Consider the following 19,627-nt stretch of genomic DNA (forward strand, 5'->3'; position numbering starts at 1 on the left):
ACCGCCCTTTCGCGTGCCGCGCACGTGACACGTTCATGGCAAACGCACTTCAGGGGGAATCGTTTCTATGCGATCCGTACGTCCGCTGCTGGCCGCCACCGGCCTCGTCGCGGCCCTCGCACTCTCGGCCACCGCATGCGGTCCGGGCGAGGACGAAGCCGCCGGCAAGCCCTCCGCGTCCGCCGCCGCCGGGGACAACGGCGGCGCCGGCATACCCGCGGACCTGGCCGACAAGCTCAAGGAGCACGGTGTCGACCCGGACAAGTGGAAGAACGGCGAGTGGAAGAACTGGGACAAGGACGCCTGGCTCCGTGAGGCCAAGGACTTCGTCAACCCGGTGATCGAAGGCCTGTGGAAGCCGGAGCGGATGATGGAGGCCAAGTCTCCGCAGAAGACGATGGCCGCCGGTGACTTCTCGGGCGACCAGGGCGTCACCGACCCGGAACCGCGGCCCGTGCGGGCCCAGCCCGAGGAGAGGCCGTACCACAAGAACGCGGCGCCGGTCGGCAAGGTGTTCTTCGACGCGCCCGAAGGCACGATGGTCTGCTCGGCGACCATCGTGAAGGACCCGAAGAACCCGGGCAGGTCCAACCTCGTGTGGACCGCGGGCCATTGTGTGCACGCGGGTCAGGGCGGCGGCTGGTACCGCAACATCGCCTTCGTCCCGGCGTACAACGACCTCGGCAAGTCCCCGGCGCAGCTCGAGAAGGCACAGCCGCAGGAGATCGCCCCGTACGGCGTCTACTGGGCGGACTGGGTCTCGACGTCCGGTGAGTGGATCTCCGAAGGCGGTCCGACGGGCGGCGGCGGAGCCCCGTACGACTACGCCGTGATGCATGTGAAGCCGGAGCGGGGCGGCAAGTCCCTCGAGGAGACGGTCGGAGTCGCGCTCGATGTCGACTTCGACGCTCCCGCGGCGAAGGACATCTCCGCCATGGGCGCCTGGGGTTACCCCGCGGCGCCGCCCTTCGACGGCCTGATCATGCACAAGTGCGTGGACCGTCCCGGCCGGCTGTCCATCAGCCCCGGTACGCCGACGATGTGGCGCATCGGCTGCACCATGACGGGCGGCTCCTCAGGCGGCGGCTGGTTCATCACGCAGCCGAACGGAAAGCCGGCGCTGGTCTCCAACACCTCCATCGGCCCGGTGACTTCGGGCTGGCTGGCCGGACCGCGCCTCGGCGACGGGGCGAAGGAGATCTACACGTCGATGGGTGAGAAGTTCGCGGGCCGGTAGCCCTCGGACATGTGCGAAGGCCCGCCCCCTCAAGGAGGGGGCGGGCCTTCGTCCGTCATACAGTGCGGGCTCAGTGCGTCACGGGCGCATACGGCCCGAGGGCTGCCGCCAGCTCCTCGTGGACGCGTGCCTTGAGCAGCGTGCCCTCGGAGGTGTGCTCCTCGGAGAGCACCTCACCGTCGGCGTGCACCCGCGAGACGAGCGCTCCCTGCGTGTAGGGCAGCAGGGCCTCGATCTCGACCTGCGGCCGCGGGAGTTCGGCGTCGATGATCGCGAGCAGTTCGTCCATGCCCGCGCCCGTACGGGCCGACACGGCGATCGCGTGCCGCTCTATGCGCAGCAGGCGCTGCAGCACCAGTGGATCGGCGGCGTCCGCCTTGTTGATCACGACGATCTCGGGCACGTCCACGGCACCGACATCACGGATCACCTCACGCACGGCGGCGAGCTGCTCCTCCGGAGCCGGATGCGAGCCGTCGACCACGTGCAGGATGAGATCGGATTCGCCGACCTCCTCCATGGTGGAGCGGAACGCCTCGACCAGGTGGTGCGGCAGATGCCGGACGAATCCGACGGTGTCCGCCAGCGTGTACAGCCTGCCGCTCGGAGTCTCGGCCCGGCGCACGGTCGGGTCCAGCGTGGCGAACAGCGCGTTCTCCACCAGGACGCCGGCGCCGGTGAGTCGGTTGAGCAGCGAGGACTTGCCCGCGTTGGTGTATCCCGCGATCGCGACCGACGGGACCTTGTGCCGCTTGCGTTCCTGCCGCTTGATCTCGCGGCCGGTCTTCATCTCCGCGATCTCCCGGCGCATCTTCGCCATCTTCTCGCGGATCCGGCGCCGGTCCGTCTCGATCTTGGTCTCACCGGGGCCTCGGGTGGCCATGCCACCACTACCGCCGCCACCCATCTGCCGGGACAGCGACTGACCCCAGCCCCGCAGCCGGGGCAGCATGTACTGCATCTGTGCCAGCGCCACCTGCGCCTTGCCCTCCCGGGACTTGGCGTGCTGCGCGAAGATGTCGAGGATCAGGGCAGTGCGGTCGACCACCTTGACCTTGACGACGTCCTCGAGATGGATCAGCTGGCCCGGGCTGAGCTCACCGTCGCACACGACGGTGTCGGCTCCGGTCTCGAGCACGATGTCGCGCAGCTCGTTGGCCTTGCCCGAGCCGATGTAGGTGGCCGGGTCCGGCTTGTCACGGCGCTGGATGACACCGTCGAGCACGAGCGCACCGGCGGTCTCGGCGAGAGCCGCCAGTTCCGCGAGGGAATTCTCCGCGTCCCGGACGGTCCCGGAGGTCCATACGCCGACCAGCACCACGCGCTCCAGACGCAGCTGCCGGTACTCGACCTCGGTGACGTCCTCGAGCTCGGTGGAGAGGCCCGCCACACGCCGCAGGGCGGCGCGCTCGGAGCGGTCGAACTGATCGCCGTCCCGCTCTCCGTCGATCTCGTGGCTCCAGGCGACGTCCTCTTCCATCAGGGCATCGGCCCGAAGGCTCTCGGTGCGGGTGGTGTCCGCGAAGCTCTGCGCGTCCTGGGAAGGGGATGAAGAGGAGGTCATTGGATCCTTACGTCGATGGAAAGCTGGTACGGAACGCACCATACGCTGGTTACAACGCGTCACTGTCCTGGAAGATTCCCGGTGACCGCGTCCCGGAGGGCGATGCTCGGAGGGCAGGGCCCGGCGGCGTCGCCGACATGTCGATGGTCGCACGGCGCCGCCATGGCCGTCACCCAGGTTTTACCGCTTCCGCGGCTGCTTCACGCCATGCGCAGCGGTCCGCTTCGACGCCGGAGCTTCACTGCGCCACTGCGGGTGTCCGGGCATCTTCGGTGTCTTCTCGCCGTAGAGCCACGCCTTGAGGAACGCGGAGAGATCGCGGCCCGAGATGCGTGACGCCAGGGCGGTGAAGTCCGCCGTCGTCGCCGTGCCGTCCCGGTGTTCGGCGACCCAGGCCCGCTCCAGGGTTTCGAACTTGTCCTTCCCGATCTCCTGTCGCAGTGCGTACAGGACGAGGGCGCTGCCGTCGTAGACGATGGGCCGGAACAGGCCGAGCTGCTGCCCGGGCGCAGCGGGCTTCGGGGCGGCCGGCGGTCCTCCCGCCGCCCGCCAGCCGTCCGACTGCGCGTAGGCCTCGCGCATGTGCTTCTCCAGGGACCGCTTCGCATGCTCCTCCGCGTACAGCGACCCGTACCAGGTGGCGTGTCCCTCGTTCAGCCAGAGATCCGACCAGCTTCGGGGCGAGACGCTGTTCCCGAACCACTGGTGGGCCAGCTCGTGCACCATGACCGAGTCGACGTACCACTGTGGGAACTCGCCGCGGGTGAAGACCGACTTCTCGAACAGCGAGAGCGTCTGGGTCTCCAGCTCGAAACCGGTGTCGGCCTGCGCCACCAGCAGTCCGTAGGTCTCGAACGGATAGCGCCCGACCTTGCTCTCCATCCAGGCCATCTGCGCCGGGGTCTTCTTGAGCCAGGGCTCGAGCAGCGCACGGTCGGCGGTCGGCACGACGTCGCGCAGCGGCAGCCCGTGCGGCCCCTCACGGTGGACGACGGTCGACTTGCCGATGCTGACCTGGGCGAGTTCGGTCGCCATGGGGTGCCGGGTGCGGTACAGCCAGGTCGTGGACCCGCCGGTCCGGGCGGTCGCCACCGGAAGACCGTTGGCCACCGCCGTCAGTCCGGCCGGAGCCGTGATCCGGAAGGTGAAGAGGGCCTTGTCGGCCGGGTGGTCGTTGCAGGGAAAGACACGGTGGGCGGCGTCGGCCTGGTTGGCCATCGCCAGACCGTCGGTGGTACGCACCCAGCCGCCGGCCTCGCCGTTCGGGTCGCTGGTGTGGGTGACGGCGATGGTCAGCGGCTCACCCGTGTCGACGGCTTGCCGGGGGGTGATCACCAGGTCCTCGCCGGCGGCCGCGAACTCGGCACTGCTGCCGTTCACCTCGACGGTCCGTACGGTGCCGTCGGTGAAGTCGAGGTTGATCCGTTCCAGGCGCTCGGTCGCCCGCGCGTCGATCTTCGTGACGGCGTCCAGCGGCTTGGTGTTCGGGCCGCGATAGGTGAAGGCGATGTCGTACGTGAGGACGTCGTACCCGGGATTGCCGAGGTGGGGGAAGAGCGGGTCTCCGATGCCGAGCGGTTCGGGAGCGGGAAGTACGGCCGCGACGAGAGTGGCCGAGGCGGCGACGAGCAGTGCGGCCCGGAGGCGTCGAGAGGTGAGCAGCATGCATCACCGCTATCAGCGCGACGATCGCGGAGCGTGACGGCTCGCTCCGCGCACACCCGAACGGCGTCAGAGGGATGGGGCGAGCCCGGACGCGGGGCCCGAGTCGGAGCGATCACGCCGCGACGCAGCGGCCGGATCGGTCGGCCGGTCCGGGACGCCGCGATCGGTGGAGACGACCGGGACAGACCCGGCCGCGGAGCCCGTGCCCGGGTCGCGGATCAGATGGTGCCGACCGGGTGCTGGGCCCGGCTCACGTCGTACACCCCTGCCACATCGCGCATCGCCCGCATCAGCGCGGGAAGTCCGGCGGCGTCCGGTAGCTGCAGCGTGTACGTGTGCCGTACGCGCTGCTCGCTCGGTGGTTCCACGGTGGCGGAGACGATCGCCGCGCCTGCCGTCGCGATGGTCTCGGTGAGATCGGCGAGGAGACGGGTCCTGCCGAACGACTCGGCGACCAGGGTGACCCGGCAGGCGGCCGCCCGGCCCCACCGCACCTCGACCGGCTCCCGTCCCATGGCACGCATGCGGGACACGGCGGGGCACTCCTCGCGGTGCACGGTGACGACTCCCCCGCGCACCGCGAATCCGGTGATCGCGTCCGGCGGCACCGGGGTGCAGCAGCCGGCGAGGCGGGCGGTCGCCTCGGGGAGGCCGGGCAGCTCGGCCACCGCGTTCGCCGCGGCCCGGCGGCCCGCGGTCGAGGCGACGGGTGCGCGCGGCGCGGCGGCCGGCGGTTTGACCCCTTCGGGATGCTCGGCGAGCCAGCTGGTGATCGCGATCCGCGCGGCGGGGGTGCGGGCATGGTCGAGCCACTCGGGCGACGGCCCCGACGCGGCGTCCTGGGCGAGCAGCAGTTGCACCGTGTCGCCGTCGCCGAGCCGGGTGCCGAGCGCGGCGAGCCGGCCGTTGACGCGCGCGCCGATGCAGGCGTGCGCCTCGTCCCCGTACTGGGCGTAGGCGGCGTCCACACAGCTCGCTCCCGCCGGAAGTCCGAGGGCGGTGCCGTCGGCGCGGAAGACGGTGATCTCACGATCCGCGGCGAGATCGGCGCGCAGCGACGTCCAGAAGGTGTCGGGGTCGGGGGCGGACTCCTGCCATTCGAGCAGCCGGGAGAGCCAGCCGGGCCGGGTCGGATCGGCCCGTTCGCCGTCACGGTGACGCTCGCCGTCCGCCGCTTCGGGAGCCGCGGCCGCGCCGGATCCGTCCGGTGCGTCCACCGCCGTGTAGGGATTGCCGAGGGCGATGACGCCGGCCTCGGCGAAGTTGTGCATCTGGTGCGTGCGGATCAGGATCTCTGCCACGGCCCCGTCGGCGCCGGCCACCGCCGTGTGCAGTGACTGGTACAGGTTGAACTTGGGTGCGGCGATGAAGTCCTTGAACTCGGAGATCAACGGGGTGAAGCAGGTGTGCAGTTCACCGAGGACGGCGTAGCAGTCGGCGTCCTCGCCGACGAGGACGAGGAGACGCCCGAAGTCCGTTCCGGACAGCTCGCCCCGCTTGATCCGGACGCGGTGGACGGAGACGAAGTGCCGTGGCCGGATGAGGACTTCGGCGTGGATCCCCGCCTCCCGCAGCACCGCTCTGACCCTGTCGGCGACGGCGGCGAGTGCGTCCACGGCGTCGGCGTTGTCCGCGATGAGCGCACGGGTGCGCTCGTACTCCTCGGGGTGGAGGATCGCGAAGACCAGGTCCTCCAGCTCGGTCTTGAGCGCCTGGACGCCGAGCCTCTCGGCGAGCGGGATCAGCACGTCGCGGGTGACCTTGGCGATCCGGACCTGTTTCTCGGGGCGCATCACGCCGAGCGTGCGCATGTTGTGCAGCCGGTCGGCGAGTTTGATCGACATGACCCGGACGTCGTTGCCGGTGGCGACGAGCATCTTGCGGAAGGTCTCGGGCTCCGCGGCCGCGCCGTAGTCGACCTTCTCCAGTTTGGTGACGCCGTCGACGAGGTAGCAGACCTCCTCGCCGAACTCCGCCCGCACCTGTTCAAGCGTCACCTCGGTGTCCTCGACGGTGTCGTGGAGCAGGGCGGCGGTCAAGGTCGTGGTCTCCGCGCCGAGTTCGGCGAGGATCAGCGTCACGGCGAGCGGGTGGGTGATGTACGGCTCACCGCTCTTGCGGAACTGTCCGCGGTGCGAGTACTCGGCCAGGACGTACGCCCTGCGCAGGATGGCGAGATCGGCGTCCGGGTGGTGGGCGCGGTGCGCCTCCGAGACATGGCCGATCGCGTCGGGGACCCGGTCCCGTGCGGTGGGGCCGAGAAGCGCGACCCTGCCCAGCCGACGGAGGTCGATCCTGGCGCGGGCGCGTCGGCGGCTGGGAGCACCAGGGTTGGTGGCCTCTGCACTCATGGGGCACCTCCGGCAGCGTCGACCGGCGGTGGGAAGAGCAGGCGTGCCCTCCCGGCCGGTGCTTGATGCTACCGAGCCCACCACGTGCCGGAGTTCACCTCTCGCTCAGCGTGAATCGGATCACCCATTCGAGCGATGGTTCAGGCGATGCCTGTTCCCCTCGGCCCTGCGGCACCTCTCCGGACGAGTCCGGAGAGGGAGTGGGAGCGGGTGGGCGAGGAGTCCTTGACTAGGACGGTGCCGTCGCGAGCCAGGCGGGGTCGAGGTGTCCCTCGGCGACGATCACGGCCGGGCCGGTCATCTCGATCTCGCCGTCGGGGTGTTCGGTGATCACCAGCCGACCTCCCGGGAGGTACACCGTGTACGTCACCGGAGCACCGGTGACGCCCGGGTCGGCACCGTCCCTGCGCGCCGCAGCGACGGCCACGGCGCAGGCGCCGGTGCCGCACGAGCGGGTCTCGCCCGAGCCGCGCTCGTGCACCCGCATGGCGACATGGCGCGGGCCGCGGTCGACGACGAACTCGACATTCACGCCGTCGGGGTACACGGACGAGGGGGAGAACGGCGGGACGGACAGCAGATCGCCCGCGTGGTCCAGATCCTCGACGAACGCGACCGCGTGCGGGTTCCCCATGTTCACATTGCGGGCGGGCCAGCTGTGGCCGCCCACGGTGACGGTGACGCCGTCCTCGGGGAGGACGGCGCGGCCCATGGCGACCGTGATGTCGCCCTCCTTGTCGATGTGGACCCGCTTGACGCCGCCTCGCGTCGCCACCGCGACATCGCCCGTGTCGACCAGACCGGCGCGCTGCAGGTAGTGGGCGAACACCCGCACCCCGTTGCCGCACATCTCGGCGATCGAGCCGTCCGCGTTGCGGTAGTCCATGAACCACTCGGCCTCGCCGGCCAGGGAGCGCGCCTCGGGGTGCGCGGCGGAGCGCACGACGTGCAGCAGCCCGTCACCGCCGATGCCCGCGCGGCGGTCGCAGAGCGTCGCGACGACGGAGGCCGGCAGCTCGATCGTGTTGTCCGGGTCGGGGATGATCACGAAGTCGTTCTGGGTCCCGTGGCCCTTGAGGAAAGCGATCGGCGAGGTTGCGGAGATGGTCACGCGACCATCGTACGGGGCCGTTCGGACACTCACCCGGGCCGCCGGCCGAGCCGCACCTCCGGCGGTCAGCGGAGCCGCGCCACCCGCCACACGGCGAGCGCGACCAGGGCCGCGGCCACGGCGACGTAGAGGGCGATCACGCGCCAGTCGGGGCGCTCACCGGAGCCGCGCTCGGGCAGGCCCGGCCAGGTGTGGCCGACGCGCCGGGCGGCCATCATGCCCCAGCCGGCGGCGCAGCAGCTGATCAGCAGCCCGAGCATGGCGACGACCGCGCCGCCGTCCCCGGAGCCGAAGGCGAGGGGGAACGCGAACATCAGCGAGCCGACCGCGGCGAGCCCCACGATGGGGGCGAGCTGCCAGATCCTGAGCCGCCGCTGCGGGCGCAGCTCGACCTCGACCTCGGCCGCCCCGCCCGACTCGTCCGCGAGCAGGTCGGGGGTCTCGTCAGGGCCGTCGGGGCTCAGACGGGGCAGGTCGTTCCCTGCCTGCTGTTCTCTGTCACGAGGGCCGGCCTCCATCGCCACGCGCCCTCCCAACTCGGACTCCGCTTGTCGATCGATGCTCGATGATGGCACGGTCCCGGGCACCGGAATGACGGGCAGGGCGTCCCGATGCCATCACGTGATCAGGCTGTAACCGGTCGTTCGACCAACGTGAGGGCACGCCGCGGCAGTTCCGCGCGGTCGGCGAGGGCGCCGCTCAGCCAGTGGACGCGCGGGTCGCGACGAAACCATGAGTCCTGGCGGCGCGCGAAGCGTTTGGTGGCGCGCACGGTCTCGGCGCGCGCCTCCTCCTGCGTGCATTCGCCCGCGAGCGCCGAGAGCACCTGCTGGTAGCCGAGTGCGCGGGAGGCCGTGCGCCCCTCGCGCAGTCCCCGTTCCTCCAGGGCGCGCACCTCGTCGACGAGGCCCGCTTCCCACATGCGGTCGACGCGGAGCGCGATGCGCTCGTCGAGTTCGGGGCGTGCGACGTCGACGCCGATCTGAACGGTGTCGTACACGGCGTCGTGACCGGGCAGGTTCGCGGTGAAGGGCTTGCCGGTGATCTCGATCACCTCCAGCGCGCGGACGATGCGGCGGCCGTTGCTGGGCAGGATCGCGCGGGCGGCGTCGGGGTCGGCGGCGGCCAGCCGGGCGTGCAGCACGCCGGAGCCGCGCTCCTCCAGCTCGGCCTCCAGCCGGGCGCGCACGCCGGGATCGGTGCCGGGGAACTCCAGGGCGTCGATCGCGCCGCGCACGTACAGTCCCGATCCGCCGACGAGGACGGGCGTGCGGCCCTGGGCGAGGAGCCGGTCGATCTCCGCGCGGGCCAGCTTCTGGTACTCGGCCACACTCGCCGTCTCGGTGACGTCCCAGATGTCGAGGAGATGGTGCGGGACACCTCCGCGCTCCTCGGACGTCAGCTTGGCGGTACCGATGTCCATCCCCCGGTAGAGCTGCATCGAGTCGGCGTTGACGACCTCGCCGCCGAGCTGCTGGGCCAGGTGGACGCCCAGATCGGACTTTCCGGCCGCGGTGGGGCCGACGACGGCGATGACCCGCGGTGCGGGGGATGCGCTTCTCACCGACCCAGTCTCCCAAACGTCACGGGTGGTCCCCGAACGAGCTACGTGACGGCACCTCGGCGGGGTCGTTGCCTGTTGCGAGGTTCCGGCCGCCGGTTTTTGAACCGGCGCCCCCGGGCGGCGCAATGGGACGCCCCCGGGCGGCGCGGAATTTCGCCCACACGAGTACGCTATGGAGTAGATATGGGCGTTTTTGCAAGGTTTCGCCGGAAGGTCAAGGGAACTGCCGAGGCGTCTGCCGAGGAGAGCACGGCCGGCACCACCGAGGCCGCATCCGCCGAGGAAGGCGTTACGGAGGGCGTTGCCGAGGGACCTGCGGAGGGCGCCGTGAAGGGGCCTGTGGAGGTGTCTGCGGACGGTTCCGCCGGCCCTGCGGAGTTCCTGGAGGCCGGCGCGGACGACGGTGAGGCCACGGGTGACGCCGAGGCCGAGTCGGGGTCCGGTTCCGGATCCGAGTTGCCGGAGGCTCCCGCTGCTGCCGTACCCACGGCGTCCGGTCCGTCGGACGAATCCGGACCTTCGGATTCGCCGGATTCCGCGGATTCCCCGGTCGCGTCGGGCACGGAGTGCGTGGAGATCCCCAAGCAGCAGTCCGCCGAGGAGGCCGCGGACAGCGAGGCCGGTGAGGGCGCCCGTAAGTAGATCCGCACGAGCGAAGGTGGCCCATGAGCATCCTGGAGACTCTGAAGGCAAAGCTCGCCCCTGCCAGGGAGAAGGTCTCTGACCTCGCGCATCAGCACGGGCACAAGATCGAACACGGTCTGGACAAGGCCGCGCGTACGGTCGACGAGAAGACCAAGGGCAAGTACAGCGACAAGATCGAGTCGGGAACCGGCAAGGCCAAGGGCGCCCTGGACCGCCTCGCCCACAAGGACGACGGCACACCGAAGGGCGAGGCCGCCCCAAAGGACGAGGGCACCCCGCCTCCGGCCTCCTGAGACTCAACGGCGGACGGCCGCGGAGCAGACGCTCCGCGGCCGTCCGCCGTGTCAGGACCAGGCGGCGACGAAGTAGCCGACTCCGTACGGAGCGTCCTCGTAGAGCAGCTGCCCACCCAGGTCGGCGCCTTCGGCGGCGCCGGCGAGGACCTGCCAGGGCGCGCGGCCGGCCGCCTTCAGCTCCTCCGCCAGGGACACGTCGAGCGCGGCGAGCGCCGCAATGTCCGCCGCGCCGAGGGCCCGGGCGGCCTCGGCGTCGAACGGCGCGGCGCGCTCGTCCAGATAGCCGGGTGCCTTCAGGGTGCGGCAGGCGCTGCCGTCGCCCATCACCAGCATCGCGACCCGCCCCGCGCGGGCGGCGAGCTGTCTGCCGCTCTCCGCGCAGCGCTCGGCGGACAGGGACGTGTCGACGCCGAGGCCTTCGACCGGGGCATCGGCCCAGCCTGCGCGGTCGAGAATCCAGGCGGCGACGGCGAGCGAGACGGGCAGGGCCCGTCCCGACGCGGGGCCTTCGGACGCCGCCAGACGCACGCCGATGCCCACGCCGAAGCCCGCGAACGAGCCGGGCGTCCCCTGGGCGTAGGGACCGGGCAGTTCATCGGCCCCGGCCGGGCCCACCACGATCAGCACGTCGGGGCGGGACGCGGCGAGCACGCCGAGCGCGTCCGCGCAGGCGGTCCGTGCGGCGTCCAGCTCGGGGGCGGCGCCGGCCGCCACGTCGGGCACGAGAAGCGGAGGGCTGGGGCAGACGGCGGCGGCGACAAGCATGATCGCAGCCTAGTGCGTGAACCGTCGGCGCGAGGGTCCTGCCCGCACGCCGACGGCTTCGCGGCTCAGCCGACCGCCGAGCAGCCGCCCGTCGGGGCCGGCAGCGGGGCGGGGACGCCCACGGTGGGGAGGCCGAGCATGACACCGGCCGGCTGCTGGGGGGCGGCGTTGCGCTTCTCCCAGGCGTCGCCGGCACGGGTGCGGCGGACGGAGGTCGTCTCGCCCTCGGCGAGAAGGTGGTGCGGCGCGGCGTAGGTGATCTCGACGGTCACCACGTCACCCGGCCGAACGTCCTCGGCGGGCTTGGTGAAGTGGACCAGACGGTTGTCCGGTGCCCGCCCGGACAGCCGGTGCGTCGCGCCGTCCTTGCGGCCCTCGCCCTCGGCGACCATGACCTCCAGGACCCGGCCGACCTGCTTCTTGTTCTCCTCCCAGGAGATCTCCTCCTGGAGGGCCACCAGACGCTCGTACCGCGCCTGGACGACCTCCTTGGGGATCTGCCCGTCCATCTCCGCGGCCGGAGTGCCGGGCCGCTTCGAGTACTGGAAGGTGAAGGCGTTCGCGAAGCGGGCCTCGCGGACCGCGTGCATCGTCTGCTCGAAGTCCACCTCGGTCTCGCCGGGGAAGCCCACGATGATGTCGGTGGAGATGGCGGCGTGCGGGATGGCGGCGCGGACCTTCTCGATGATCCCGAGGAAGCGCTCCTGCCGGTACGAGCGGCGCATCGCCTTCAGCACCGTGTCGGAGCCGGACTGCAGCGGCATGTGCAGCTGCGGCATCACGTTCGACGTCTCGGCCATGGCGGCGATCACGTCGTCCGTGAAGTCGCGCGGGTGCGGCGAGGTGAACCGGACGCGCTCCAGCCCCTCGACCGACCCGCAGGCGCGCAGCAGCTTCGAGAACGCCTCACGGTCGCCGATGTCGGACCCGTACGCGTTGACGTTCTGGCCGAGCAGTGTGATCTCGGAGACGCCCTCCGCGACCAGGGCCTCGACCTCGGCGAGGATGTCACCGGGCCGGCGGTCCTTCTCCTTGCCGCGCAGCGCGGGCACGATGCAGAACGTGCAGGTGTTGTTGCACCCGACGGAGATGGAGACCCAGGCCGCGTAGGCGCTCTCGCGGCGGGTGGGCAGCGTGGAGGGGAAGGCCTCCAGCGACTCGGCGATCTCGACCTGCGCCTCTTCCTGGATGCGGGCGCGCTCCAGGAGCACCGGCAGCTTGCCGATGTTGTGCGTTCCGAAGACCACGTCGACCCACGGCGCCTTCTTGACGATGGTGTCGCGGTCCTTCTGCGCCAGGCAGCCGCCGACGGCGATCTGCATCCCCGGCCGCTGGGCCTTCATGGGGGCGAGCCGGCCGAGATTGCCGTACAGCCTGTTGTCGGCGTTCTCCCGCACCGCGCAGGTGTTGAAGACGACGACATCGGCCTCGCCCTCGCCCGTGCCCTCGGGCGCGCGGACGTACCCCGCGTCCTCCAGCAGTCCGGAAAGCCGCTCGGAGTCATGGACGTTCATCTGGCACCCGTAGGTGCGCACCTCGTAAGTCTTCGCGCTCATCTCGCACACCAGGGTACGGGGTGGTGAGCCCCGGCCGCCCCGGTGTTCCCGGGCCGGGCCTGGCCATCACCGGGAGTGAACTGGCAGGATCGCGCCATGCTGTCCGCCCTGTCCCGAATCAGTCGTCGCCGTGCCCTCCAGGGAGCCACGGCGCTGGCTGTCGTGTGCGGGCTCCTGCTCTGGTGGCTGCTGCCGATCGGCGAGAGCGCCCCGAGCGGGCGCCTCACGTTCAGCACGGGCGTGAACTCCGGCGTGTACCAGCGGTACGGCGAACTCCTCAAGGGTGCGCTCGCCCGTGATCTGCCGAAGGTCTCGATAGACCTCAGGACCAGCGAGGGGTCGCAGCAGAACCTCGCCCGGGTGGCGAGCGGCGAGGCCGATTTCACCGTCGCCACCGCCGACGCGGTGGCGAAGTACCAGCGGGACGCGAGGCCGGGCGCGGACCGGCTGCGGGGCTGTGCGCGGTTGTACGACGACTACGTGCAGCTGGTGGTGCCGCGGGGCTCCCCCGTGCGTACCCCGGCCGATCTGCGCGGCAAGCGGGTGGGCGTCGGTCAGGAGGGCTCGGGGGTACGGCTCATCGCCGACCGGGTGCTCACGGCGGCGGGCCTGGACGCGGTGCGCGACATCGACCCCGTCTCCGCGGGCATCGACACGATGCCCGGCCTGCTGGAGCGGGACGAGCTGGATGCCTTCTTCTGGTCGGGCGGTCTCCCCACGGGCGCGGTCCAGAATCTGTCGGATCGCTTTCCGGTCCGGCTGGTGCCGGTCGACGACGAGCTGATCCGCCGGGTCCATGCCACGGGTGAGGCGACGCGCTACTACCACTCGGCGGTGATCCCCTCGGACGCCTATCCGAAGACGAGCGCCAGGGCGCCGGTGCAGACCGTGGCCGTGGCGAATCTCCTCGTCACCACCGATCGCGCGGACCCGGAGCTGACCGAGCGGTTCACCCGCACCGTGATCAACAGCCGGGACCGGATCGGACGCGAGGTGCATCCGGCACAGCTGGTGGATCTGCGGACGGCGATCTACACGGACCCGCTGCCGCTGCACGAGGGGGCGCGGCGCTACTACGCGTCGGTCAAGCCCTAGGGTCGAAGGCCGGCGGGGCCGCCGGGGGTGTGCGCGGCAGTGTGACCGTCACCCGCAGGCCGTGCGGCTCGTGGTGCGCGTACGCGATCGAGCCGCCGCCCGCGAAGAGCAGCGCACGGGTGATGGAGAGGCCGAGTCCCGAACCCTTCACGTTCTGATGGCGGCCGCTGCGCCAGAAGCGGTCGCCGATGCGGGTGAGCTCCTCCTCGGTGAGCCCGGGGCCACCGTCGGTGATCTCGATCGTGGAGGTCTCCCCGCCCGCGGAGGCGGTGACGGTGACCGTCTCTCCTCGCGGGGTGAACTTCAGGGCGTTGTCGATCACGGCGTCCAGTGCGCTGGACAGCGCGATCGGGTCGGCCCAGGCGGTGACCGCGGGGCCGTCCCCGGTGAGCCGGACGCCCTTCTCCTCCGCGAGGGGGCGCCAGGCGGACACCCGCTCCGCCGCCAGCTCGCCGATGTCGGTGAGCCGGATGTCGGCCGAGGCATGCTCGGCCAGCGCCAGGTCCAGCAGGTCGTCGAGGACCTGGGCGAGGCGCTTGCCCTCGGTGCGGACGGAGGCGATCTCCTCGTTTCCCTCGGGCAGTTCGAGGGCGAGGAGCTCGATCCGCAGCAGCAGGGCGGCGAGTGGGTTGCGGAGCTGGTGCGAGGCGTCGGCGACGAAGGCGCGCTGCTGCTCCAGCACTTCCTCGACGTTGTCGGCCATCTCGTTGAACGAACGGGCCAGGCGCCTGAGTTCCGGTGGCCCGCCGGCCGGCGCGACCCGGGAGTTGAGCCGGCCGGTCGCGATGTCGTGGGTGGCGGCGTCGAGGACGCGTACGGGCCTCAGCACCCAGCCGGTGAGCCGGACCGCCGCGCCGACGGCGAGCAGCATCGCCGCGGACTCGCCGGCCGCTATGAGCAGCCAGCCCTGCAGAATGCGGGAACGCAGCTGTCCCGTGGGCGAGTCGGTGACGACGACGGCGACGACGTCGCCGTCGCGCACCACCGGCGAGGCCACGACGATCCGGCCGTCCTGCTGCCAGGGCCACACCTGCTGCGGATCGTGGCTGCGACGCCCCAGCAGCGCCTCGGCGAACGCCTGCCGGCCCTGACCGGCCGGCGGGACCTCCCAGTACCAGGGTGCTTGGGCCATGGGGACGTCACCGCGGTAGAAGACGCCGGCGTGGATCCCGTACACGTCGTTGTAGCGGGTCAGCTCCTCTTCGAGGGCGGCGCGGCGCTCGTCCTGCCCGGGGACGCCATCGGTGACGAACTGCGCCTGGGCCGCGAACCGTGCGGCGTCGTCCAGCCGGTCGACCACGACATTCTGCTGCTCCGCGGCCGCCAGACTCACCGCGAGGGGGAAGCCCAGGGCGAGCAGCACGCCCGCCATGAGGACGATGAGGAGCGGGAGGAGACGGGTACTCAACGGGAGCGGTGGCCTTTACGCGGCGGACGCGACCAGGCGGTAGCCGACGCCGCGCACGGTCTCGATGAGGTCGGGCATGCGGAGCTTGGAGCGCAGCGACGCGACATGCACTTCGAGTGTCCGTCCCGTGCCCTCCCAGCTCGTGCGCCACACCTCGCTGATGATCTGCTCGCGGCGGAAGACGACACCGGGGCGCTGCGCGAGCAGCGCCAGCAGGTCGAACTCCTTGCGGGTCAGCTGGACGTCCGCGCCGTCGACGCTGACGCGGCGCGTGGGAAGTTCGATGGTGACCGCGCCGATCCTGAGCGCGCTGTCGGCTGCCTGGGCCGACTCCTCACCGGGCGCGGTGCGGCGGCTGACGGCGTGGATACGGGCGAGGAGCTCGCCTGTGTCGTACGGCTTCACGACGTAGTCGTCGGCGCCGAGGTTCAGCCCGTGGATCCGGGAGCGTACGTCGCTCCGCGCCGTGACCATGATCACCGGTGTGGCGGTCAGCTTCCGGATCTTTCCGCACACCTGATAGCCGTCCTGGTCGGGCAGACCCAGATCGAGCAGGATCACACCGAAGGGTGGTTTTCCCTCGGTGACCGCGGGGAGCACGGCGTGGAGCGCCTCCTCGCCGCTGCGGGCGTGGGTGACCTGGAAGCCGTGCCGGGCGAGCACCGCGGACAGGGCCGCGGCGACGTGGTCGTCGTCCTCGACGAGCAGTAGTCTCATGGCCCCCCTCCGGGCGTAGCTCTCGCGTTGTTACCTGGGCATAAAGACCGATCCTCGCAGGGCGCGTCAAGAGGGTTCCTGTTAACCCGGGGTTTCCGTTACCCACCCGGTACGGCGACGACCACCCCGTTCACCCTGAGTGTCCGGTTGAAGCCGGATCGTTATGCTCAAATTCGGCTCAGATGTAATGACGCTGGTCGCACTCCGTCATTAAGGTCCTCCCAACCGAGGAGGACGGAGCAAGAAGCCGATGAGCGGAGTTTCAGTGACCAAGGGTGCCGAGGACGCCGTACCGGCTGCGACGGACCTGGTCGTACTGAGCAACGTCAACAAGCACTTCGGCGCGCTGCATGTGCTCCAGGACATCGACCTGACGATCGCGCGCGGCGAGGTCGTGGTCGTCATCGGGCCCTCCGGGTCCGGTAAGTCCACGTTGTGCCGCACGATCAACCGGCTGGAGACGATCGACTCCGGCTCGATCTCGATCGACGGGAAGCCGCTGCCCGAGGAGGGCAGGGAGCTGGCACGGCTGCGCGCCGACGTCGGCATGGTCTTCCAGTCGTTCAACCTCTTCGCACACAAGACGGTGCTGGAGAACGTCATGCTGGGCCAGCTCAAGGTCCGCAGGACGGACAAGAAGGCCGCGGAGGAGAAGGCGCGCACGCTGCTCGACCGGGTGGGCGTCGGCTCACAGGCCGACAAGTACCCGGCGCAGCTCTCCGGCGGTCAGCAGCAGCGCGTCGCGATCGCGCGGGCCCTGGCGATGAACCCCAAGGTCATGCTGTTCGACGAGCCCACATCCGCGCTCGACCCCGAGATGATCAACGAGGTGCTGGAGGTCATGCAGCAGCTCGCGCGGGACGGCATGACGATGGTCGTCGTCACCCACGAGATGGGCTTCGCCCGCTCGGCCGCCAACCGCGTCGTGTTCATGGCGGACGGCAAGATCGTCGAAGAGGCAACGCCCGAGGAGTTCTTCAGCAATCCGCGCAGCGACCGGGCCAAGGACTTCCTTTCGAAGATCCTGCACCACTGAACCCATTCGCACCTGGGCATCGTTGGCCCGGGGCAGGGTTCTGCTGATCGCCCACATCACGTCTAACCAAGGGAAGTTCACCATGAAGCTCCGTAAGGCCTCCGCCGCCGCAGCCGCTGCCGTCGCGCTCGCCCTCACCGTCTCCGCCTGTGGTTCCGGCAAGAAGGACGACGCGGCCGGCGGCGGCTCCGCGGGCGGCGGCGGCAAGATCACGATCGGCATCAAGATCGACCAGCCGGGCATCGGCCTGAAGACGCCGGACGGCAAGTACGAGGGCTTCGACGTGGACGTGGCCCGCTACGTGGCCAAGGAGCTCGGTTACGAAGAGGGCGACATCGTCTTCAAGGAGACCAAGAGCGCCGACCGCGAGACGGCGATCGAGCGGGGTGACGTCAAGTTCATCGTCGCCTCCTACTCGATCAACGACAAGCGCCTGGCCAAGGTGGACTTCGCCGGCCCGTACCTGCTCGCCCACCAGGACATCCTGGTCCGCGCCGACGACGACTCGATCAAGTCCCCGGAGGACCTGAACAACAAGAAGCTCTGCTCGGTCACCGGCTCGACCTCCGCGCAGAACGTCAAGGACAAGCTCGCCCCCAAGGCGCAGCTCCAGGAGTACGGCGGCTACTCCGAGTGCCTCACCGGCCTGGAGAACAAGGTCATCGACGCGCTCACCACCGACGACTCGATCCTCGCCGGCTACGCCTCGCAGGAGTCGTTCAAGGGCAAGTTCAAGCTCGCCGGCTTCAAGATGAGCAACGAGAACTACGGCATCGGCCTGAAGAAGGGCGACGCCGAGCTCAAGGACAAGATCAACAAGGCGCTGGAGAAGATGGTCCAGGACAAGTCCTGGGACAAGGCCGTCGAGGCTCACTTCGGCCCGGCCGGCTACAAGAACGAGCCCGCGCCGAAGATCGGCAACATCGTCAAGTGACGCTCGGCTGACCGGGCGCGCCGCCGCTGACGGCGGCGGCGCGCCGAGTCCTTCCCACACGCAGACGCGGAAGCGCGGGAGATCGTGTTCGACTTTCTGAATATGGACGCCCTGCTGGGCGCCTTCTGGGTGACGGTGAAGCTCACCGTCTACTCGGCCATCGGCTCCCTGATATGGGGAACGCTGCTGGCCGGCATGCGGGTCAGCCCGGTGCCGCTGATGCGAGCCGTCGGCACCGCGTACGTGAACGTCGTGCGTAACATCCCGCTCACCGTCGTCATCCTCTTCGCCTCGCTGGGTCTCTACTCGACTCTCGGGGTCACCCTGGGCGGCGACGTCATCTCGGTGATCAACTTCCGGCTGGCGGTGCTGGGGCTGATCGCCTACACCGCGTCCTTCGTGTGCGAGGCGCTGAGGTCCGGCATCAACACCGTGCCCGTCGGGCAGGCGGAGGCCGCGCGGGCCCTAGGGCTAAGCTTCACCCAGGTGCTGACGCTCATCGTCCTTCCGCAGGCCTTCCGGTCGGTCGTCAACCCGCTGGCCAACGTGCTGATCGCACTGACCAAGAACACCACCGTCGCTTCGGTGATCGGTGTGGCGGAGGCCTCGCTCCTCATGAAGTCCTGGATCGAGACGTACGCCGCCCTCATTCCGATCGTCGCGGTCTTCGCGTTCGGCTTCATCTGCCTCACGCTGCCGACCGGACTGGTGCTCGGATGGGTGAGCAAGAAGGTGGCGGTGAAGCGATGACCTCCGTTCTCTACGACGCCCCGGGCACCCGTGCCAAGCGGCGCAACATCGGGTACACCATCCTGTTCACGGCCGTGCTCGGCCTGATCGTGTGGTGGGTGTACGACGGTCTCAGCTCCAAGGGCCAGCTCGACTGGATCAAGTGGGAGCCGTTCTTCACGAGTTCCCAGCCGTACACCACCTACATCTGGCCCGGTTTGCAGAACACTCTGATCGCGGCGTCCCTCGCCCTCGTGATCGCGCTGCCGCTCGGTGCCGTCTTCGGCATCGCCCGGCTCTCCGACCACCGGTCGGTCCGCGCTGTCGCCGGCACGGTCGTGGAGTTCTTCCGCGCCATCCCCGTGCTGATCCTGATGCTGTTCGCCAACCAGGCGTACGCCGACTTCACGAACATCAGCAGCGACGTGCGCCCGCTCTACGCGGTCGTCACCGGTCTGGTGCTGTACAACGCCTCGGTGCTCGCGGAGATCGTCCGGGCCGGCATCCAGTCCCTTCCGAGCGGCCAGACGGACGCCGCGAAGGCGATCGGCATGCGCAAGGGACAGACGATGCGGCACGTGCTGCTTCCGCAGTCCGTGACGGCCATGCTCCCCGCGATCGTCAGCCAGATGGTGGTCATCGTGAAGGACACCGCGCTCGGTGGCGCGATGCTCTCCTTCTCCGAGCTGCTGGCCTCCGTCCGCCCGATGAGCGCCAACTACGGTGCGAACACGATCGCCAGCTTCACGGTCGTCGCCGTCATCTTCGTCGCTCTGAACTTCGCCCTCACCTCGGTCGCGGGCTGGCTGGAGCGCAAGCTGCGGCGCGGCAAGAAGAGCACGGGCACGGTGGTGCACGCCGGGCCCGGCGGCGGGCTGGAGGCCGTAGGCCCCGGCGACAGTATCTCGACGTAAGGCGACTTCACGTCGGGCGCCAGAGGCGGCGACATCTGAC

The 19,627-nt window shown here is 70.3% G+C and carries 18 protein-coding genes; 8 read left to right on the forward strand and 10 right to left on the reverse strand.

Annotated features, from left to right (window positions below):
* The first annotated feature begins 67 nt into the window (after nucleotides 1-67).
* Nucleotides 68-1,237, forward strand: coding sequence for a trypsin-like serine peptidase (locus tag ACIQMR_RS28545; protein WP_401393118.1), 1,170 nt, complete (start codon nucleotides 68-70; stop codon nucleotides 1,235-1,237).
* Between the two features lie 70 nt (nucleotides 1,238-1,307).
* Here ACIQMR_RS28545 and hflX read toward each other — a convergent pair whose 3' ends face one another.
* The 6 genes from hflX to miaA all read right to left on the reverse strand — a co-directional run bounded on the left by hflX (nucleotide 1,308) and on the right by miaA (nucleotide 9,492).
* Nucleotides 1,308-2,801, reverse strand: a complete 1,494-nt coding sequence (gene hflX, locus ACIQMR_RS28550) for a GTPase HflX (protein WP_401393121.1) — start codon at nucleotides 2,799-2,801, stop codon at nucleotides 1,308-1,310.
* 180 nt (nucleotides 2,802-2,981) lie between these two features.
* Nucleotides 2,982-4,466: a M1 family metallopeptidase gene (locus tag ACIQMR_RS28555; RefSeq protein WP_401393124.1), complete on the reverse strand. Its 1,485-nt coding sequence runs from the start codon at nucleotides 4,464-4,466 to the stop codon at nucleotides 2,982-2,984.
* A gap of 218 nt (nucleotides 4,467-4,684) precedes the next feature.
* The gene (locus tag ACIQMR_RS28560; protein ID WP_401393127.1) at nucleotides 4,685-6,817 is read right to left on the reverse strand and encodes a RelA/SpoT family protein; all 2,133 of its coding nucleotides are present in this window, start codon (nucleotides 6,815-6,817) and stop codon (nucleotides 4,685-4,687) included.
* A 229-nt stretch (nucleotides 6,818-7,046) separates the two neighbouring features.
* On the reverse strand, nucleotides 7,047-7,928 hold the full coding sequence (gene dapF / locus ACIQMR_RS28565) for a diaminopimelate epimerase (protein WP_401393130.1): 882 nt from the start codon (nucleotides 7,926-7,928) through the stop codon (nucleotides 7,047-7,049).
* 65 nt (nucleotides 7,929-7,993) lie between these two features.
* Nucleotides 7,994-8,446, reverse strand: coding sequence for a hypothetical protein (locus tag ACIQMR_RS28570; protein ID WP_401393240.1), 453 nt, complete (start codon nucleotides 8,444-8,446; stop codon nucleotides 7,994-7,996).
* A gap of 107 nt (nucleotides 8,447-8,553) precedes the next feature.
* Nucleotides 8,554-9,492 carry a tRNA (adenosine(37)-N6)-dimethylallyltransferase MiaA gene (gene miaA / locus ACIQMR_RS28575; RefSeq protein ID WP_401393133.1) on the reverse strand — a complete coding sequence of 313 codons (939 nt, stop codon included), beginning with the start codon at nucleotides 9,490-9,492 and terminating at the stop codon, nucleotides 8,554-8,556.
* Between the two features lie 345 nt (nucleotides 9,493-9,837).
* Here miaA and ACIQMR_RS28580 point away from each other — a divergent pair, with 345 nt between their 5' ends.
* Together ACIQMR_RS28580 and ACIQMR_RS28585 are read left to right on the forward strand one after the other, a co-directional pair.
* Nucleotides 9,838-10,134, forward strand: coding sequence for a hypothetical protein (locus ACIQMR_RS28580; RefSeq protein ID WP_401393136.1), 297 nt, complete (start codon nucleotides 9,838-9,840; stop codon nucleotides 10,132-10,134).
* A gap of 23 nt (nucleotides 10,135-10,157) precedes the next feature.
* Nucleotides 10,158-10,430 (forward strand): Rv0909 family putative TA system antitoxin, encoded by a 273-nt coding sequence (locus ACIQMR_RS28585; protein WP_340370325.1) that lies wholly within the window; start codon nucleotides 10,158-10,160, stop codon nucleotides 10,428-10,430.
* 51 nt (nucleotides 10,431-10,481) lie between these two features.
* Here ACIQMR_RS28585 and ACIQMR_RS28590 read toward each other — a convergent pair whose 3' ends face one another.
* On the reverse strand, nucleotides 10,482-11,198 hold the full coding sequence (locus ACIQMR_RS28590) for a class III extradiol dioxygenase subunit B-like domain-containing protein (protein WP_401393139.1): 717 nt from the start codon (nucleotides 11,196-11,198) through the stop codon (nucleotides 10,482-10,484).
* 65 nt (nucleotides 11,199-11,263) lie between these two features.
* Nucleotides 11,264-12,754: a tRNA (N6-isopentenyl adenosine(37)-C2)-methylthiotransferase MiaB gene (gene miaB, locus ACIQMR_RS28595; protein ID WP_401393142.1), complete on the reverse strand. Its 1,491-nt coding sequence runs from the start codon at nucleotides 12,752-12,754 to the stop codon at nucleotides 11,264-11,266.
* Between the two features lie 96 nt (nucleotides 12,755-12,850).
* Between miaB and ACIQMR_RS28600 the strand changes: the two genes are divergently transcribed.
* Nucleotides 12,851-13,849 carry a TAXI family TRAP transporter solute-binding subunit gene (locus ACIQMR_RS28600; protein ID WP_401393144.1) on the forward strand — a complete coding sequence of 333 codons (999 nt, stop codon included), beginning with the start codon at nucleotides 12,851-12,853 and terminating at the stop codon, nucleotides 13,847-13,849.
* Here the strand turns inward: ACIQMR_RS28600 and ACIQMR_RS28605 are convergent.
* A complete protein-coding gene (locus ACIQMR_RS28605) occupies nucleotides 13,839-15,257 on the reverse strand; it encodes an ATP-binding protein (RefSeq protein ID WP_401393147.1) in 1,419 nt (472 codons plus the stop codon). The genes ACIQMR_RS28600 and ACIQMR_RS28605 overlap by 11 nt on opposite strands.
* Before the next feature lie 15 nt (nucleotides 15,258-15,272).
* On the reverse strand, nucleotides 15,273-15,974 hold the full coding sequence (locus ACIQMR_RS28610; protein ID WP_401393150.1) for a response regulator transcription factor: 702 nt from the start codon (nucleotides 15,972-15,974) through the stop codon (nucleotides 15,273-15,275).
* Nucleotides 15,975-16,224: 250 nt separating this feature from the next.
* Between ACIQMR_RS28610 and ACIQMR_RS28615 the strand changes: the two genes are divergently transcribed.
* From ACIQMR_RS28615 to ACIQMR_RS28630, 4 genes are all read left to right on the forward strand, one after another.
* Nucleotides 16,225-17,010 (forward strand): amino acid ABC transporter ATP-binding protein, encoded by a 786-nt coding sequence (locus tag ACIQMR_RS28615; RefSeq protein WP_401393153.1) that lies wholly within the window; start codon nucleotides 16,225-16,227, stop codon nucleotides 17,008-17,010.
* An 82-nt stretch (nucleotides 17,011-17,092) separates the two neighbouring features.
* Complete coding sequence (locus ACIQMR_RS28620) at nucleotides 17,093-17,944, forward strand: glutamate ABC transporter substrate-binding protein (RefSeq protein WP_401393156.1); 852 nt, start codon at nucleotides 17,093-17,095, stop codon at nucleotides 17,942-17,944.
* 84 nt (nucleotides 17,945-18,028) lie between these two features.
* Complete coding sequence (locus ACIQMR_RS28625) at nucleotides 18,029-18,694, forward strand: amino acid ABC transporter permease (RefSeq protein WP_323137363.1); 666 nt, start codon at nucleotides 18,029-18,031, stop codon at nucleotides 18,692-18,694.
* Entirely contained in the window at nucleotides 18,691-19,587 is an 897-nt protein-coding gene (locus tag ACIQMR_RS28630; RefSeq protein ID WP_401393159.1) for an amino acid ABC transporter permease, read from the forward strand. The genes ACIQMR_RS28625 and ACIQMR_RS28630 overlap by 4 nt, the downstream gene beginning before the upstream one ends.
* Nucleotides 19,588-19,627 lie beyond the last annotated feature (40 nt).

This window comes from Streptomyces sp. NPDC091376, assembly GCF_044757085.1.
Classification (GTDB): domain Bacteria; phylum Actinomycetota; class Actinomycetes; order Streptomycetales; family Streptomycetaceae; genus Streptomyces; species Streptomyces pratisoli.

What these genes read in the sequence shown, in the direction of transcription:
- ACIQMR_RS28555 (WP_401393124.1), bottom strand. Translation starts at nt 4,466, where the DNA reads ATGCTGCTCACCTCTCGACGCCTCCGGGCCGCACTGCTCGTCGCCGCC.
- ACIQMR_RS28610 (WP_401393150.1), bottom strand. Translation starts at nt 15,974, where the DNA reads ATGAGACTACTGCTCGTCGAGGACGACGACCACGTCGCCGCGGCCCTG.
- ACIQMR_RS28590 (WP_401393139.1), bottom strand. Translation starts at nt 11,198, where the DNA reads ATGCTTGTCGCCGCCGCCGTCTGCCCCAGCCCTCCGCTTCTCGTGCCC.
- ACIQMR_RS28620 (WP_401393156.1), top strand. Translation starts at nt 17,093, where the DNA reads ATGAAGCTCCGTAAGGCCTCCGCCGCCGCAGCCGCTGCCGTCGCGCTC.
- ACIQMR_RS28570 (WP_401393240.1), bottom strand. Translation starts at nt 8,446, where the DNA reads ATGGAGGCCGGCCCTCGTGACAGAGAACAGCAGGCAGGGAACGACCTG.
- ACIQMR_RS28615 (WP_401393153.1), top strand. Translation starts at nt 16,225, where the DNA reads ATGAGCGGAGTTTCAGTGACCAAGGGTGCCGAGGACGCCGTACCGGCT.
- hflX (WP_401393121.1), bottom strand. Translation starts at nt 2,801, where the DNA reads ATGACCTCCTCTTCATCCCCTTCCCAGGACGCGCAGAGCTTCGCGGAC.
- ACIQMR_RS28560 (WP_401393127.1), bottom strand. Translation starts at nt 6,817, where the DNA reads ATGAGTGCAGAGGCCACCAACCCTGGTGCTCCCAGCCGCCGACGCGCC.
- ACIQMR_RS28600 (WP_401393144.1), top strand. Translation starts at nt 12,851, where the DNA reads ATGCTGTCCGCCCTGTCCCGAATCAGTCGTCGCCGTGCCCTCCAGGGA.
- ACIQMR_RS28630 (WP_401393159.1), top strand. Translation starts at nt 18,691, where the DNA reads ATGACCTCCGTTCTCTACGACGCCCCGGGCACCCGTGCCAAGCGGCGC.
- ACIQMR_RS28545 (WP_401393118.1), top strand. Translation starts at nt 68, where the DNA reads ATGCGATCCGTACGTCCGCTGCTGGCCGCCACCGGCCTCGTCGCGGCC.
- miaB (WP_401393142.1), bottom strand. Translation starts at nt 12,754, where the DNA reads ATGAGCGCGAAGACTTACGAGGTGCGCACCTACGGGTGCCAGATGAAC.
- ACIQMR_RS28585 (WP_340370325.1), top strand. Translation starts at nt 10,158, where the DNA reads ATGAGCATCCTGGAGACTCTGAAGGCAAAGCTCGCCCCTGCCAGGGAG.